This is a genomic window from Paenibacillus sp. J31R98, assembly GCF_056269245.1.
The window spans coordinates 866,558-882,010 of the sequence record NZ_JBWDNO010000001.1 but is presented as its reverse complement, the minus strand read 5'-3'; the positions used below and the strand labels follow the sequence as shown (position 1 = coordinate 882,010).

15 protein-coding genes are annotated in these 15,453 nt (G+C 50.6%); 2 read left to right on the top strand and 13 right to left on the bottom strand.

Annotation, left to right across the window (positions count from 1 at the left end; genetic code table 11):
• Positions 1-60: 60 nt before the first annotated feature.
• The 12 genes from AC0YNX_RS04015 to AC0YNX_RS03960 form a co-directional block, all read right to left on the bottom strand.
• Positions 61-492, bottom strand: coding sequence for a hypothetical protein (locus AC0YNX_RS04015; RefSeq protein ID WP_475814347.1), 432 nt, complete (start codon positions 490-492; stop codon positions 61-63).
• A 133-nt stretch (positions 493-625) separates the two neighbouring features.
• The gene (locus AC0YNX_RS04010; RefSeq protein ID WP_475814346.1) at positions 626-901 is read right to left on the bottom strand and encodes a YqkE family protein; all 276 of its coding nucleotides are present in this window, start codon (positions 899-901) and stop codon (positions 626-628) included.
• A 52-nt stretch (positions 902-953) separates the two neighbouring features.
• Positions 954-1,964 (bottom strand): HoxN/HupN/NixA family nickel/cobalt transporter, encoded by a 1,011-nt coding sequence (locus AC0YNX_RS04005; protein WP_475814345.1) that lies wholly within the window; start codon positions 1,962-1,964, stop codon positions 954-956.
• A 101-nt stretch (positions 1,965-2,065) separates the two neighbouring features.
• Positions 2,066-3,478 carry a sulfatase family protein gene (locus AC0YNX_RS04000; RefSeq protein ID WP_475814344.1) on the bottom strand — a complete coding sequence of 471 codons (1,413 nt, stop codon included), beginning with the start codon at positions 3,476-3,478 and terminating at the stop codon, positions 2,066-2,068.
• Positions 3,479-3,495: 17 nt separating this feature from the next.
• Entirely contained in the window at positions 3,496-4,350 is an 855-nt protein-coding gene (locus AC0YNX_RS03995) for a helix-turn-helix domain-containing protein (protein ID WP_475814343.1), read from the bottom strand.
• 75 nt (positions 4,351-4,425) lie between these two features.
• A complete protein-coding gene (locus tag AC0YNX_RS03990) occupies positions 4,426-5,853 on the bottom strand; it encodes a sulfatase family protein (protein WP_475814342.1) in 1,428 nt (475 codons plus the stop codon).
• Positions 5,850-6,410, bottom strand: a complete 561-nt coding sequence (gene cysC, locus AC0YNX_RS03985) for an adenylyl-sulfate kinase (RefSeq protein ID WP_475814341.1) — start codon at positions 6,408-6,410, stop codon at positions 5,850-5,852. The genes AC0YNX_RS03990 and cysC overlap by 4 nt, the downstream gene beginning before the upstream one ends.
• Positions 6,411-6,435: 25 nt before the next feature.
• A complete protein-coding gene (locus tag AC0YNX_RS03980; protein WP_475814340.1) occupies positions 6,436-7,434 on the bottom strand; it encodes a Gfo/Idh/MocA family protein in 999 nt (332 codons plus the stop codon).
• Positions 7,427-8,857 (bottom strand): sulfatase family protein, encoded by a 1,431-nt coding sequence (locus AC0YNX_RS03975; RefSeq protein ID WP_475814339.1) that lies wholly within the window; start codon positions 8,855-8,857, stop codon positions 7,427-7,429. Before AC0YNX_RS03975 ends, AC0YNX_RS03980 begins: the two co-directional genes overlap by 8 nt.
• Positions 8,858-8,886: 29 nt before the next feature.
• The gene (locus tag AC0YNX_RS03970) at positions 8,887-9,690 is read right to left on the bottom strand and encodes a sugar phosphate isomerase/epimerase family protein (protein WP_475814338.1); all 804 of its coding nucleotides are present in this window, start codon (positions 9,688-9,690) and stop codon (positions 8,887-8,889) included.
• Between the two features lie 38 nt (positions 9,691-9,728).
• Positions 9,729-10,835, bottom strand: coding sequence for a Gfo/Idh/MocA family protein (locus AC0YNX_RS03965; RefSeq protein WP_475814337.1), 1,107 nt, complete (start codon positions 10,833-10,835; stop codon positions 9,729-9,731).
• A gap of 30 nt (positions 10,836-10,865) precedes the next feature.
• The gene (locus tag AC0YNX_RS03960) at positions 10,866-11,930 is read right to left on the bottom strand and encodes a Gfo/Idh/MocA family protein (RefSeq protein ID WP_475814336.1); all 1,065 of its coding nucleotides are present in this window, start codon (positions 11,928-11,930) and stop codon (positions 10,866-10,868) included.
• Between the two features lie 217 nt (positions 11,931-12,147).
• Between AC0YNX_RS03960 and AC0YNX_RS03955 the strand changes: the two genes are divergently transcribed.
• Positions 12,148-12,294: a hypothetical protein gene (locus AC0YNX_RS03955; RefSeq protein WP_475814335.1), complete on the top strand. Its 147-nt coding sequence runs from the start codon at positions 12,148-12,150 to the stop codon at positions 12,292-12,294.
• Positions 12,295-12,393: 99 nt separating this feature from the next.
• Here the strand turns inward: AC0YNX_RS03955 and AC0YNX_RS03950 are convergent, their stop codons facing one another.
• The gene (locus AC0YNX_RS03950; RefSeq protein WP_475814334.1) at positions 12,394-13,317 is read right to left on the bottom strand and encodes a methylenetetrahydrofolate reductase; all 924 of its coding nucleotides are present in this window, start codon (positions 13,315-13,317) and stop codon (positions 12,394-12,396) included.
• A 434-nt stretch (positions 13,318-13,751) separates the two neighbouring features.
• Here AC0YNX_RS03950 and AC0YNX_RS03945 point away from each other — a divergent pair, with 434 nt between their 5' ends.
• On the top strand, positions 13,752-15,425 hold the full coding sequence (locus AC0YNX_RS03945; protein ID WP_475814333.1) for a methyl-accepting chemotaxis protein: 1,674 nt from the start codon (positions 13,752-13,754) through the stop codon (positions 15,423-15,425).
• The last annotated feature ends 28 nt before the right edge of the window (positions 15,426-15,453 follow it).

Genomic DNA, 15,453 nt, shown 5'->3' with positions numbered 1-15,453 from the left:
ACCCCATTATAGCATGTAAGAAATGTTTGTGCACCACTCTCTTCGGAGAAATGGAAAAAATTAGTCTGAGTATGCAGTAAAGTTAAAGCTCTCCGGACCTACGCGAATCGTTCCGAGTGCGGAGGATTGAATAAACACCGAATACGCTTGGGTCGTATTAGGCGCGTTGAAGTCCGAACCCGAGAATGAAATTAATTGCGGACCGAGAATGCTAAGATCCAGGTTCTGTGCAGCGGAGAATACGTTGATGTCACCTGAAGTTAATCCTCTTGTAACGAAGATCGTAATGTTCGTCGCAAGCGGAAGAAGCGGCAGCTGAACCGCTGCAACGCCTGTGAATTCTACGCGCGTAAGACCTGCTGTTCCTGCAGTCAGGTTAAGTGTTTGCTGTGCAATCAAGTTTGGCGTATTGATGACCAGAATCGGAATCGCGATCGAGTTGGCATAGCTTGCGTTCTGAGATGTCTTTGAATCTAACAATATAGCAGCCATAATGATCACCCCCTTCTAATGTATACCATATGTTACCAGCGAAAAAAAAGATTGGACAGGTGTATCTATTAGGCGATAAAAAAGCTCCCAAGCCCGGTATGGTTACCAGGTCGGAAGCTTCATTCAGGCCAGCTTAGTTCTTATGCTTATGCCAGTCCAACTTGCTATTATTGAGCAGAAATTCAAAGTCGTTCTCTTGCCGTTTCTTCTCGGCTGCACGAGCAGCTTCTTCTTGCTTGCGAGCTTCTTCCTTGCGCGCCTCTTCCGCAGATTTCAGCTCCTGCCCGGCTGCCTTTAGCTTATCCAGCATCTCCGGTCGCAGCATATCTTTGAGCGTTGCCGGCTTCTCTTCTTTCGCAACGGCAGCCTGGTGCTGCTGCGCCACTCTATTCTTCATCTTCTTCGCCATAGGATCACCTCGTATAATCTGCAACCATTATAGCAAGATCAGCGCCCAGCTTCTAGTACCGCTGCTCCACCTTCATCGTCTTCCACACCGTCACCGAGATCAGCCATGCTGCGAGGAATAGCGCGACAAGCACGTAACCGAGATCTCCGAGATCAATAGAAGCGATCCACTTGAAGAATGGTGATGACCATTCCAGCCGTTCTGACATCATTTGCAGCAGTTCAACGATACCGATGAGGAGTGCAGATACGACAGACACGCTTGTCACTGTCACGTTATAGAACAGCTTGCGAAGCGGCGTATGGAACGCCCAGCGATATGCCTTCGTCATAAACATGCCATCAGCGGTATCGAGCAAGCTCATCCCAGCCGCGAACAAGAGCGGCAGTGCAATAATGCCGAATAACGGTACCGCGCTCTTCGCAGCTCCGGCAGATAATGCGAGCAAGCCGACTTCCGTTGCCGTATCAAAGCCGAGTCCGAATAGAAACCCAAGCGGATACACATGCCAGCTCCGGCTGATGAAACGCTGCAGCGGGCGGAAGATCCGCGAGAACAGCCCTCTCGATTCCAGCAGCTGCTCAAGCTCGTCGTTCTTATAACTACCTGATTTCATTTTGCGGAATAGCTGAAACAGGTTGCTTAGAATAATCAAGTTCAGAACGCCGATTAGAATAAGAAAGATACCTGACACCGAAGTACCAATAAGTTTACCTGTTTCCTGCATCATCGGCATCTCGCGCTGTATCCATTTGACGGAAAATGCGACTGCTAGCACCATCAAGAACACGACAGATGAATGGCCGAGCGAGAAGTAGAAGCCTACGCCGAGCGGGCTGCGTTTCTGCTGCACAAGCTTACGCACCGTATTGTCAATGGCAGCGATATGATCCGCATCGAAAGCATGCCGCAGACCAAGCGAGTATGCAAGCAAGCCTAGGCTCCAGAAGGCGGGATCATGTCTGCCGGCAATACCTAGACCAATGATGCCGGCAAGGTGCAAGGCAAGAATGACGGACGCGTATCCAGCCCATGATTTGCGATGATTCCATAGTGTACGCATACGGCAAATCTCCTCTACTTTTCTATGTAACATAATCTAACATAGATGACCGATTGCGTCCATGAAAAAAAGACCAATCCAGGGATGGTCTTCTTGCAGGCTTATACGCGTTGATTTCGTTTCGCTCCATTTAGCAGTTGGCGCCTGGTCCATTCATTCGCGATGACGGGATCTTCATCCTTCTTCAGCTGTTCATACAGTCGTACTCTAAGCTCGGCAATTCGGTCTTGATTCTCTGGCAATGAAATGACATTGTGCAATTCAGCTTGATCCTGCTGCATATCATACAGCTCATCAATATCCGTCATATTCCAAACGTACTTCCATTGTTTCGTCCGGATCATCCGCTGCGTATACAACCCGAATTGCTGACCATTGTAGGTGGCTACGATAGAGTCGCGCCAATCCGTATCAGCCGGTGCATTCGCATCAAGAAGCAGCGGCGCAAGTGATTCGCCGTGGAAGCTATCCGTCGAATACGCTAACCCTGCAAGATCAAGCAGCGTAGGTCCGAGATCAAGCAAATTGTAGACGAACTGTTCGCGCTCTGCACCTGCAGCTTGCTCCGGCAGCGCAATCATTAACGGCACATGAACAACATCGTCATACAGAATATAATGCTTATCCATCATCCCATGTGAGCCGCACATGTCGCCATGATCAGCCGTGAACACAATAATCGTGTTCTCTGCTTGCCCAAGTCGCGCGAGTGAAGTAAGCACATGTCCAATCGCATCATCCAGCTGGCTAATAATGCCGTAATATCTGGCGACGATCGGCGCCCAATCTTCCCACGTATAGGATTCCACGCCCCAGCTCGCGAGCTGTTGTGCCTGAATATACGGCTTGCCAGCGAAATCATCGCCGAAGCCATCCCATACAGGCACTTGCGCCGGATCATACATCCCAGCGAACTGTTCTGTTGGACGGCAAGGCAGATGCGGATCGGCAAAGTGAAGCGCCACATGCCAAGGCTGTTCTCCCTGACTCAGGTTCTCTATCGCTTCAATCGCGCGGTCCGCGAACCAATGCGTCTCCGAATCTGCAAGCGCAACGGGATTATTCTCGCCAAAAAATCCGTTCGTGTAGGTCACGCCCGGATAACGGCTCTGTCTGAACGCCCGATATTCACCTTCGCTTACATAGGATTCAAAGCCGAAAGCAGTCGGATCAAACTCGGGATTTACTCCCCATTTGCCAAGGAACGCAGATCTGTAGCCAGCTTCAGCAAGCTGCTTGGTCCACGTATATTGGTCCGGCTGAAGGTAGCCCACCGGCAGGAAGGAGTTATAGTTCCACAACGCACCGAAGGTCTCGGGACGCTTGCCGTGAAGCAGCGACTGCCTAGCCGGACTGCACACCGGAAAGTGTGAATAGGCTTGGTGGAAAACAGTGCTCCGAGCAGCCAAGCGGTCGAGGTTCGGCGTGTGGACCGGATATTTGCCGCTGTAGCCGACGCAATCATAACGCAGTTGGTCGGCGGTAATGAATAGAATGTTAGGCTGCTTCTGCATGGTACGCTCCTCCCTCGCTAACTCGTGGCGCGATACTGCTTCGGCGAGCAGCCAACATGGCGCATGAACAACCGATTAAAGAAGGATTGATCTTCATAGCCGACCATTGTCGCAACGACAATCACTTTCTCCTCGGTTTCAAGCAGCAGATGCTTGGCGCGTTCGATCCGAACTTCATGCAGCGCCTCGAACACGCTGCGATTGTATTCTTCCTGCATCAGCCGGTTCAGCTGCCGGATGCTCGAATTAAACAGCACGGACAACGACTGCAGGGTAATCTTCTTCTCATAGTTGCGTTCAAGATAACCATAGATCCTTTTTGCAGTCATCTCGCGATCCAGCTGGCGCGGTGACGGGTGGTGCAGCCGCTGCTGGTGCATCATCGTATAGTAGCGCGACAAGAGGATCAGCAGCTCAATCATCTGCAGCCGAATCAGCGTCGTATGGCCAATCGAGCGGTTATTGATCTCACGGATCATATTCTCGAGCAAGGTTAGTGCATTGGAAGCATCCTGCCCATGCAGATTAAGACGGTGGTTGAAGCGCACATCGTGATCGAGAAAAGGATGAACATAGAAATAATCCATAGATCCTGTGATCTCAAGCTCGGTCAGTAAGGCATCCGGAATAAAAGATGGCATGAACAAGCAATTGATAATCTCCATCTGCTCGCCCTTCTCGGTTTCATAGGCGTGCGTCTCTCCAGGATTAATAATGAACACATCCCCGGCATGAACCTCATAGCGCGTCCCTTGGAATACATGCATCCCCCTGCCGCGAACGACATAGACGAGCTCGACAAACTCATGCCCATGCTCAGCAATTGAGCCCTGCACGGTGCGGGTGATCCAGAACGGAAACTCGACTTTCATATAACTTCTGCTGCTTAGTATGTCTTTCATGCACATCCACCCTCTGCGACAAGAATGCCCTGTTGAAGCTTGTGTCTATTTGGCGCGGCTGTGTGCTAATGTCGCTTGATCGAACCGTTCCCGGTCAGGATTGCGCTGCCATTCCTCCCAGCTCATGCCGGACTCGGCAAGAATCTGCTCGATTCTGCGTCTGAACGGAAGACCTCGCTCCTGCAGCTGCTGCACCATAGGGTCCGGCCGGCCGCCAAGCTTTCGGCTTACGACCTCATTCAGCTGCTCCTCGAAAGAATCGGCGAGCGCTGGATGCGATTCAGCAAGGTTAACCTTCTCTTCTGGATCGTCTATAAGATCATATAGCTCACGCGGCGGACGTGTAAATGGACCGGAGTCATACGTGCGGATAAATTTATACCGTCCGGTCCGAATGCCCCTTGCCGCCTGCCATGCACATTCGCTCAAGTAGATAGTTTCGTGCGTCCCTTCGGATTCTCCTTCTATTGCATGCCACAAATTGATGCCGTCGAGCCCCGCAGGATCTTTAAGCTTGCTCACATCAATGCCTGCAGGAGCTTCACGTCGCACCGCATCAAGCAGCGTTGGCAGCAGATCTGCCTGCTGCACAAACCCTGGCACTCTGCGGCCGCCCTCGATTCGTCCCGGCCAGCGCATGATAATCGGCACATGCACGGTCTGCTCATAGAGACCGCAATGATCCCAATATATATCATGCTCGGTCAAGCTTTCACCATGATCGCCGAACAGGACGAGCAACGTCTCTTCTTGGATGCCGAGCTTGCTGAGATGATCGTCAAGCTCCTTCAAACGGTCATCCAGATAACGAATCTCCGCGTCGTACAGTGCGTCGTAATAATCCGTGTCCGTTACTTGACCGACGAGATCGTAATGGTGATGTTTAAAGAACGGGTAAGCTGTATGATTATAGGCAGGCTCCATGCTCTTGTTGCTAGGATCGAACGGGTCCTTCGATTCATCGTAGAACTCCGGGATATACGATTCCGGCGGCAAATACGGCGTATGCGCATCCCAGTAGTGCAGGAACAAGAAGAATGATTCGTCCTGATGCTGCTCGATCCAAGGCAGCGCAAGCTCATTCACTTTACGTCCATCAATCCAGCGATTGCCGCCGACTGAGTTGATGTAATAATTGTAGCCGCGGGCGAACCATTCCTTCAGCTGATACAGATTATCGACCGCGCCGGTCGTGAAGCCGGCTGAACGAAGCAAGTTCGGCAGCCACTCGACCGACTTTGGCAGATGAGTCAGATCCGAACCGTGGGAGATGACGCCCGTTGTCAGCCCGATTTTGCCAGTGAACACTCCTGTATGGGCGACTTCGGTTGGGATATCTGCTGCGTAGGCACGCTCGAACAGAACGCCATCTCGCGCGATTTGGTCCAGATGCGGACTGGTTTGCTTCGTGTAGCCGTAGCCGCTGAGCCTGGAGGCACGAAGCGTATCGAGTGAAACTAGAATGATTTTCATCGCAGGCTAAGTCCTTTCATGATGTTCGATGACGTCGCTGCTTGCTCCATATAAGCAAGCACCGCTTGCACGTTCTGCTCAAGCGCCCCGTTCGATGTGAGCAGCGTAAGCTCTGGGTTCTCCGGCTCCTCGTAAGGATCGGTAATCCCGGTAAAATGTTGTATCTCTCCTGCTCGCGCCTTCGCATATAACCCCTTCACATCGCGCATTTCGCACACATGAAGCGGACATTTGACATAAATCTCGACGTAATTCGGAATGTTCTGCCTTGCATAATCGCGCATCTCCTTGTAAGGGCTGATGGCTGATACCAGCACATCAACCCCGTTGCGGGAGAGCAAATTCGCGATATACGCGATTCGTTTCACATTCTCGATCCGGTCTTCCCGGCTGAAGCCGAGACCTTTGCATACGGTAGCGCGCAGTTCATCGCCATCGAGTAGCTCGACGCGCCGTCCGCGTTCGCGAAGCTTCTTCTCCACACTCTTCGCCGTTGTTGTTTTGCCGGCTCCGGAAAGACCGGTGAACCATAAAACCGAGCCATAGGTGCTATTCATGCTTGCTCCCCCTCCATCTGCATCCCTAGGCAGGGACTGTAACTGGAACGCCGCCAAGCTGATGCGACTGAATCGCCGCTTCAATGACTTCTTGTGCTGCGAGTGCGTCTGCGCCAGACGCCGTAATCTCCTCAGGCTTCACGCCTGCTTTAAGCTCTTCGATGAAACGGTTAATGCGTTGATCGAACGTATCATCGAAGCCTTTCATCCCGCCGAACAGTGAATTGCGAACGACTGTCAACTCGTCGGATTCGTGCGGGTAGTACGTCATGCTCTCATACACGTTGTCCACGACAATCCGACCGTCATTGCCCGCTACCTCGCAGAACTCAATCGGATGGCGCATCGACATATCATAGCTGCCGGTCAGATGACCGACCGCCCCGGAGGCGAATTCCATATTAATGGAAACCGTCGACCAGGAGCTGCGGCCAGGCGCTTTGGTCATGAAGGACTGTACGCGCTTGATATCACCGCCGAAGTAGCGCATCACATCAATAGAATGTGGATGCAGCGCACGCATATGCAGCCACTCCGTATCTTCTTGCGGGTTGCGGATCGTCAGCCGCATGTTGATGAACAGCGTCGTGCCGAGCTTCCCGGCATCAATAAGCTCTTTCGCCTTGTAAGCTGCAGGCGTGAAGCGATGATTCAGGTTGCATGCGAGCCTAATGCCTTTCTCTCTTGCAGCTGCGACCATACGGCGCGCTTCTTCGATATTGTTGGAAATCGGCTTCTCAACGAAGACCGATTTCCCTGCTTCAATTGCAATCATAACTGGCTCGTAGTGATGGCTGCCCTTCTCAACGCCTGCTGTCGCAACAATGACCGCATCGACTTCTTCACGTTCGAGCAGCGTGTTCAGGTCGGTATAGTGCGGTACACCGTGCTCGCGGCCAGCTGCTGCTGCACGCTCAGGCATCAAGTCGCACACCGCGGCGAGAATAGTATCGGGGTGCCGCTTATACACCCCGCAATGAATCTTGCCGATGTGATTCACACCGACGACAGCAACTCTAATCATTGCTCTCCACCGGTTCTTTCTGTTCTTCTTTCTCCTTATCCTTCGCTTGCAGCGAGCGCGCTACGCTAATTGAGCCGATATAGAGTGCGTCATAGGCTTCTTGGGAAGAAGTAAAGATCTTATTCTGTCCGTGCCAGTTCGTATTCGTGTAGATCGGATTCGTCCGGCCGGTTTGCTCTTCGCGTCTTGCAATATAGTCATGCATCCGTTGCGTCAGGAATGCGACAACTTCTGGCTCTTGATCTGCCACGTTCACATTCTCGAGCGGATCCTTCGTCAAGTTGTACAGCTCAATCTCCGGCTTGAAGTGGAAGTCCGGCTCAAGCGCGCAGATAAGCTTCCATTCCGGCGTACGCCAGCCGTGCTTGCGCATCCAAGTGCATTCCGTAATATAAAACTCGCTGAATTGCGTGCTCGCATCTGCTGTTCCTGCGATTGCAGACGTCAAATTGCGACCGTCAAAAGCAATGTCAGACTCAATATGCAGCAAGTCCAGCACTGTTGGCATAATGTCAGAGATCAGACTGACATCGCTCACTCTGCGGCCAGCTGGCACGCGTCCTGGGAACTTGAGAATGAGCGGAACGACGAGCGTACAATCATACAGACCGTGGTGATCGAAGTAGCAATCATGCTCATACAGCGTCTCGCCGTGGTCGGAAGTGATGACAATAAGCGTATCTTCTTCAAGACCCATGTCCGCGATCTTCGTGAACAGCGTCTGAATCGTAATATCCATATACGCGATCGCGCCGTCATATTGCGCAGTTACATACTCATGGTCAGTCGTTCCTTCCGGAATCCATGAGCCAATGTAGTCTCCGAACGGCTTGAAATTATAGACCGACTCCATCGAATCATTCGATGGATCCTTCTCGTCCTTGCCATAGAACATCCGCTCGAATGGAGCCGGCGGCAAGTATGGGGAGTGAGGATCCATATGGCGCATGAAGAGGAAGAACGGTTTGTCTTCCGCCGCAAGACGCTCAAGCTCAGGAATCGCAACATCATTCAACAGCTCTGCTTTCGGCGCGCGCCCGCTCTCGGAGTCCGGCAGCCAGGACTCGTAATTGAGGTAGTTCTGGAAGCCGCGGGATGACGGATTGCCTGTGAATCCGATACAGGTTGTGTTGTAGCCGTTCGACTCAAGCACTTCTGCAAGAGTCTGCACATGTCCGCCAAGCGGTCCTTCATGGCGCAGCGCAACAACGTCTGTTCCGAATACGTCCATGCCTGTAAGCATGGAAGCGTATGCCGGAGTTGTCGGAATACTAGGGCTGAAATGCTTCTCGAAAAGCACCCCTTGTGAAGCTAATTTATCGAGATATGGCGTCGTTAGACGGTCATAACCATAGCTGCTCATATGGTCACGGCGCAAGCTGTCGATTCCGAAGAAAATTACGTTAGGTTTTTTAGCGGACATTGTTTTTTCGCCTCCTAGTATGGGTTGCGCTAGCGTGCGCCGAGCTTCTTCAAGCAAGCGTTCAAATAGCCGTATGATTCAGCCGCAACAGCTGTCACTTGATCCAAAGTGTGCGCTGGCTGCGCTCCGATTACTTCCAGCACGACCGGGCCGTCATAATTGCCTTGCACCATCGCCTCACAATAGCCGTAGAGGTCAATGTCGCCTCTGCCGCAAGCTTGCAACTCAATCGGGCCAGGGCCTTGCGCTCTGCCTTTGCAATCGCGGATATGAATATGTTTAACGCGGTTAATTACTGCCGGAAGCGCTTCTTCCGCATTCTCGCCGGAGCGATGAATATGGCTTGGGTCCATATCAATGCCGAACGCCGAGGATGAAATCTGCTCCATCGCAGCTAGCGTCGTTGGCGTGTTGTAGATTGCGTTGCCGACATGCGCTTTCACGCATAGCGTTACGCCGTAAGATTCGGCGATCTCGGATAAGCGTGTGAGGTTCGCGATCGATGCCGCCAAGTCTTCCTCTACGCCAGACTTGCCGCCAGGACCGATATTCACGACCGGGATGCCAATTGCAGCCGCTGCTTCAAAAGCTAGACGGAGCCGCGCTTCATCAAGCGATGCAACTTCCATCGACAGGAACGTTAGATTATTCTCCTGCATAATAGCCTGCAGCTCATCCTTCTGCTCGCTCCAGCGGCTTAGATCAAGATGCTCGCACATGCCTTGAATCGCAGATATTTCAACGCCATCATAGCCACTAGCGGCGATGGAACGCGCTGCTTGCGCGAAATCATATTCTTTGAATAAGACCGAGTTTACGCCTAATTTAATCATAGTTTTATGAGCCTCCTAAGCTTCTACAAGTTCAATTCTTATTTAAGGAACAACGGGTCGCCATGCAGCGGCGGCAGTGGATGCGGACGAACCAGCTCGCCTCCGCGCTCATACGACTCAATTACCGCGAATGTGTATTCTAGTACAGCAAGCGCATCGCGACCGTTCGCGCGCAACTGATCGAATGGCACTTTGTTTGATACGTCTTCCAGGAACGCGTGCAAGCGATTGTTGAACGTGCGGTTAAAGTCCGTTGTGCCATAATCCGTTACTTCAGGCACAATCGGCGTACTGATCGCAGGAACTCCCTTTTCTGCTTTCCAGTAAGAGATCTTCTCCACGCAGTTCTCGATGCAGAACGTACCTTTGGAACCAGCCATTTCAAGGCTCCACCAGCCGCCAAGACCATAGACTGCATCACCGCGCTGGCTGAGCAGGTAGCCGACGCCGCCGTTCTGGAACTTGACATGGATGGAGTTGATCGATGCCATAACATCGCCGGCATTGCGTCTGAAGCCAGGACGATCAGAGAAGGTCTGGATGTGCGTAATATCGCCGCAGAAGTGGCGCATAACGCTGAGTGGATGAGTCAAGAACGCCTTCATGTGGAAGTACGGATGACCTTTGACTTTATCCGAACCTGCAAGTCCGTAGTTCGCTTCCCCGCCGTTGAAGCCCATCTTCGCAAGGCAGTAGACCAGCTCGCCGATTTCGCCGTTCTCGACATACTGCTTGCCTTTCGCAGCTGGCTCTGTGAAGTAGTGATTCAGGTTACAACCGAGATACACCTTCTGCTTTTCTGCATAGGCGACAAGCTCGCGCGCTTCGCGAATATCGTGGCAGAGCGGCTTCTCTACGAGCACATGCTTGCCGTAGCTGATCGCTTCCATTGCCGGCTCGAAGTGCCAGCTGCCGTTGTCGATGCCGCCTGTCGTAACATCAATGACTTCGATGTCAGGCTCGTTCTCGATCATCTCTTTCAGGCTGTAGTACGCCTTCACGCCGTATTTCTCAGCCGCAGCATCTGCGCGCTCCTTCACGACGTCGCACACGGCGACCAGATCAGCGAGCTCATCTTCCTTATGGCAAGCGGCGTGATGATTCCCGATTCCGTTCATGCCTACAATCCCGATCTTTACTGCCATTTCTATTTCCTCCTCAAAATATGGTTTAATTTATACCGTCTGTATCTTCGCATCGCTCAGTTGAACGCGGCGTCCATCCTGTGATGCTACATATGTAGCGAGCACCATCCGCAGTGATGTTCTGCCTTCTTCTGCAGTAGCTATCGGCTCGCGCTTCCCATGCAGAAACTCAGCTAGCGGTCTTGCCAGCCCCCGAAGCCGGGCAACATGGCTCGCTGGCGATGCGATCTCGCTCGCTGACCACTCCCCAGTCGATGCTGTATATTTAAGCAAGCCTGCTCCTTCCGTCGGCCTTGGCGCATTGCAGCTAGTCGCATCGCCATAGTTCTGTACAACCGTGCCTCGTTCGCCGATAATTTCGGTCGTGTTCTGGGCAGCGGTGCAAGTGAACGAGCAGCTGACTTCAGCAATCGGACCATTCGGATAACGGAAGATTGCAATGCCGTTATCATTCGGGATTTGCGGATTATACAGCGAGCCAAGCTCTGCTGTGATGCTCTCAGGCTCACCCAGCAGCCAATGGATGAAATCAATCGGATGCGATGAATCATCCGCCCAAATATCTCGGTTTAATGCCGGATCGACATGCCATGAGTTTGCAAAATCAGGATTTAACCCCATCGCCAGGCCGTGTCTGCGGCGTACCATGAACACTTGGCCGAGCTCGCCGCTCGTGATCCATTCTTTCATCTGAACATTTTGAGGATCAACGCGCATCTGCCAAGCGAGCGTGAAAGGCACTTGATGACGCTGAACCGCTTCAACGATCCGGTCTGCTTCCGCCAAGGTCAGCGCGATCGGCTTCTGCACGATAATCGCTTTACCATGGGATGCTGCCAGCTCGACAAGATCGGCGTGTCTCGATGTCTCTGCGCCAATGACGACGGCATGGATATCATCTCGTTTCAGTAACTCAGCCACATCCGCATAACCTTCAAGAGCGAATGCGCCTTTGGCTGTCTCCAGCCTTGCAGCATCATGGTCCCAGCCAGCCAACACATTGACGCCTAACTCTGCATTCTTCCATTCTTCACAATAGACGTTGACATGCCCGTGTGCGAAACCGAGAATACCAACGCCTTTCGTCTCTTTCATACATTCCCTCCGTCATGAGTGGTATGGGGACTGCTTATGGAAACGGTTTCTATTCTCATCATAAAGCTCTCCAGCACTCAATTCATGGCTGATCTGGACAATAAATTCTCCGATTCGGACGGATTTTCAATCTATGGAGTGGATTTGAAGCCCATTGGGCAATCTAGAAGGGCTTGTCATAAGCACAGACTAGACGCTTGTGAAGGGAGGAAGCAGCTTGTCTCGCAAGAAAAATCAGCCTTTCGGAGCGAAGATGCAGGCGATGGAAGCAAAGGACAGCCAAGCCGAGAATGACGTCGCAGGATCTACCGATCGCAACCGCAACCAGAAAGGCCATGTACCGAATAGCCCGTCAACCGGTTAATGAAAAAAACAGCCGTCTCCAGGGGATTGCACTCCCCCGAAGACGGCTGTTTTTATATGCGTATGCAGCTTATTATCGTATCGTGCAGACAGCTCTCAATTAGATCTTCTTGTTCAATACGGATTTAATGTTCTTTACAAGCTCTACAGACGCATCAATCTCAACCTTGCGCGTCGAAACGCTCTCGATGCTGCAACCGATCGGGATGCCCTTCTCAAGACCGTACTCGAATATTTCTTCGAATATTTTCTGGCAATGACGGATCGATTGATCCAGTACATCGCTCGAATATTTGAGGTCATTCTCCAGCCATTTCGGAATGCTGATGCCGAGCCACTTCATGAACTCCAGCGTTTTCGTCGAACCGCAGGGCGCCAGATTGAACAGAATCGGAACCATCTCGATCCCATTCTCGTTGCAATAATAGTAGTAATCGGACAAGAAGTTCTTCGAAGCCTCTACATTGTAGATCGCCTGCGTCACGAAGAAGTCGCAGCCGTTCTTCATTTTGCTCACGACCCGCAAGTGCTCGTCCTGCTTCGTCATATGCCGTTCAGGGATGATAACCCCGCCGAAAGTAAGGTTTCTGTTATGCTGCTTGGTTAGCTGGTAGGCATCCTTCAGCCCAAGATGCACTTGCTGTTTGTTCGAGCTGCTGCCGACAAACACCGAGAATCTGTCCTGATCAGCGTCTCTTGTCGCCCAATCTGTGAATTCAGCCTCCGAATAGTTCCCCACGCAGTTATAGATAATCTTCGGAACATCCAGATCATTCAAGTACTGCTTGCTGTACGTATCCGGCGAAACGGTCTGCAAATATGGAAAAGGACGCTCCTGCTCAATCCGGTCCGCTTCTTCCTGAACATCATAAAGTATGAGCGCATCAAGCTCTAGGTCGCGCAGCCGTTCACACTGCTTCTTCGCAATCTCCGCTATCTTCTCTGTCGTATTTGTTGCCTTAGGCGGCGTCATGCCATAAGAGATAATGCCGGCCTTCTTCGCTAATAGTTTATTACGTAACATTTGCTCCACTTCCTTGCTCCTCTTTGTAGCTGTAATCTGTTATCTGTTATCGATAAATTTCGACCAAAAACGTTTATTTCCTTTATTACGGATTCAAACGTTTTTTATTAATGATATAAAATATTCTGATGAATGATGAACCTCTTCGACTCTACTTGCTTAAAATTCGCTAAAGAATTGGAAAAATTCACTGTTCGTTTCCCTCTCGATACGGTAGAATGAACTAAATTGTACCAAGAAATGACGTAAATCGACAAAATAACGATTGTTTGTTTCATGTGCAATTTAGCATGACGCTCTAAGATAATGAGGAGGTGGAATTACCGCTACAGTTTAGCAAACCATTACATCATCTTAGCAAACCATTACAACATTTTAGAACGAATACATCCTAGACAGGTGGGCTAACATTGAAACTTAAATTTTCTATTTCTATGAAATTATATTGCGGATTTGCAGCCATTTTACTGCTTGTAGGCGTTATAGCCGTTATTGGTTATACACAAATTTCAAGCATCAATAAACAATATCAGACCATGATTGAAGATCGCGTGACTAAAGTAAAGCTGTCCAAAGACCTCTCAACCTCGCTTGCCCAGGAAGCAGGTTTCGTAAGCAACTACTATCTTTTTGGCGATGAATCCTTGATTCAAAATATAAATGCGATCGATCAGAAGATGAAAGAGACGGCAAGCACGCTTGAATCTTTATTCGTTGACAAGAAAAACTTAGATAGCATCAAGCAATTTGAAGTCAAACAAGCTGACTATAAGAAACTAATCGACAATCTCGTCGCTCTTAAGAAAGTAAACAATGATGTGAGCGGCAGAAACCTGATCGCTAACTCCATTCTACCCAAAGTTACAGAGCTGACAGAGACTGCGAATCAATTTGTTACCGATCAAGAAGCAAAGATGACAACTTCAAAAGACGAATTAAACGATACCGTTAATGATGTCCAGAAGATGGTTACGATCGTAAGCTTGTTCGCAATTATTGCGGGTCTTGTTATCTCTTGGCTTATCAGCAGAATCATTGCAAAGCCTGTCGTTCAACTGTCTCAAGCCGCTCGTCTAATTGCCGATGGCGACTTGACGCAATCGGATGTCAAGCTTAGAAATAAGGACGAAATCGGCGAACTCGCTGCTTCGTTTAATCTCATGAAGAACAACTTGCTCACTTTAATATCAGGTGTTAACCAAAATGCGGCAAAGGTTGCTGAATCAGCCAAAGAATTACATACCGGCAGCCAGATGGTGAGTCAATCTGCATCTGAGGTCGCTGGACATATTCAGACCATGACCCTGCATATCGATTCGACATCACAAGCAAGCAAAGAATCATCCCGCGCAACGCAAGAGACAGCTGTTGGCATCCAGCGTATAGCAGAATCTGCACAAATCGTAGCAGAAAGCTCCAAAGATTCGTTCCTGTCCGTAGAAGAAGGCAACAAAGCGATTGGCATCGCAGTAGATCAAATCAATACGATCAAACAATCCGTGAATCAGAATGTGGAATTAGTTCTGACATTGAAGCAACGGACTGATGAGATCGGCAATATCATCAATGTGATTTCAGACATTTCCAGTCAAACGAATCTACTCGCCTTGAATGCAGCTATTGAAGCTTCTCGTGCCGGAGAGCAAGGACGCGGCTTCGCCGTAGTAGCAAGTGAAGTTCGCAAGCTCGCAGAACAGTCCACGGTATCGGCGAATCAGATCACATCACTGATAACTGCAATTCAGCAAGATACGATTGCCGTCACTGATGCCATGCAAAGAGGCGCTTCCGAAGTAGAGTCAGGCGTGAAAATGATGGATGTCGTCGGCGTGTCCTTCGAAGCCATTAACTCCTCGATTCAAACGGTAGCCGCTCAAATCGAGGATATCTCTGCATCAGCTGAAGAAATGTCTGCGAGCACGGAAGAAGTCAGCGCTTCTGTTGAACAGGTGGCGCATATATCGGCCGAGACGGCGAGCAATGCGCAAGAGATTAATGCCGCTACGCAGGAACAGCTCGCTACGATGGAAGAAATCAGCACAGTGGCCGGCTCAATGAACACCATGGCAACAGATCTGCAGCATATGCTGAAACAGTTTAAAATATAAACAAAGAGAAACCCTCGTTTTTGAAACG

Bases quoted from the DNA above. Each gene is read 5' to 3' on its own strand.
- AC0YNX_RS03960 (WP_475814336.1), bottom strand. From the start codon at position 11,930: ATGAAAGAGACGAAAGGCGTTGGTATTCTCGGTTTCGCACACGGGCAT.
- AC0YNX_RS03990 (WP_475814342.1), bottom strand. From the start codon at position 5,853: ATGAAAATCATTCTAGTTTCACTCGATACGCTTCGTGCCTCCAGGCTC.
- AC0YNX_RS04000 (WP_475814344.1), bottom strand. From the start codon at position 3,478: ATGCAGAAGCAGCCTAACATTCTATTCATTACCGCCGACCAACTGCGT.
- AC0YNX_RS04005 (WP_475814345.1), bottom strand. From the start codon at position 1,964: ATGCGTACACTATGGAATCATCGCAAATCATGGGCTGGATACGCGTCC.
- AC0YNX_RS04015 (WP_475814347.1), bottom strand. From the start codon at position 492: ATGGCTGCTATATTGTTAGATTCAAAGACATCTCAGAACGCAAGCTAT.
- AC0YNX_RS03965 (WP_475814337.1), bottom strand. From the start codon at position 10,835: ATGGCAGTAAAGATCGGGATTGTAGGCATGAACGGAATCGGGAATCAT.
- AC0YNX_RS03950 (WP_475814334.1), bottom strand. From the start codon at position 13,317: ATGTTACGTAATAAACTATTAGCGAAGAAGGCCGGCATTATCTCTTAT.
- AC0YNX_RS03975 (WP_475814339.1), bottom strand. From the start codon at position 8,857: ATGTCCGCTAAAAAACCTAACGTAATTTTCTTCGGAATCGACAGCTTG.
- AC0YNX_RS04010 (WP_475814346.1), bottom strand. From the start codon at position 901: ATGGCGAAGAAGATGAAGAATAGAGTGGCGCAGCAGCACCAGGCTGCC.
- cysC (WP_475814341.1), bottom strand. From the start codon at position 6,410: ATGAATAGCACCTATGGCTCGGTTTTATGGTTCACCGGTCTTTCCGGA.
- AC0YNX_RS03970 (WP_475814338.1), bottom strand. From the start codon at position 9,690: ATGATTAAATTAGGCGTAAACTCGGTCTTATTCAAAGAATATGATTTC.
- AC0YNX_RS03995 (WP_475814343.1), bottom strand. From the start codon at position 4,350: ATGAAAGTCGAGTTTCCGTTCTGGATCACCCGCACCGTGCAGGGCTCA.
- AC0YNX_RS03980 (WP_475814340.1), bottom strand. From the start codon at position 7,434: ATGATTAGAGTTGCTGTCGTCGGTGTGAATCACATCGGCAAGATTCAT.
- AC0YNX_RS03945 (WP_475814333.1), top strand. From the start codon at position 13,752: ATGAAATTATATTGCGGATTTGCAGCCATTTTACTGCTTGTAGGCGTT.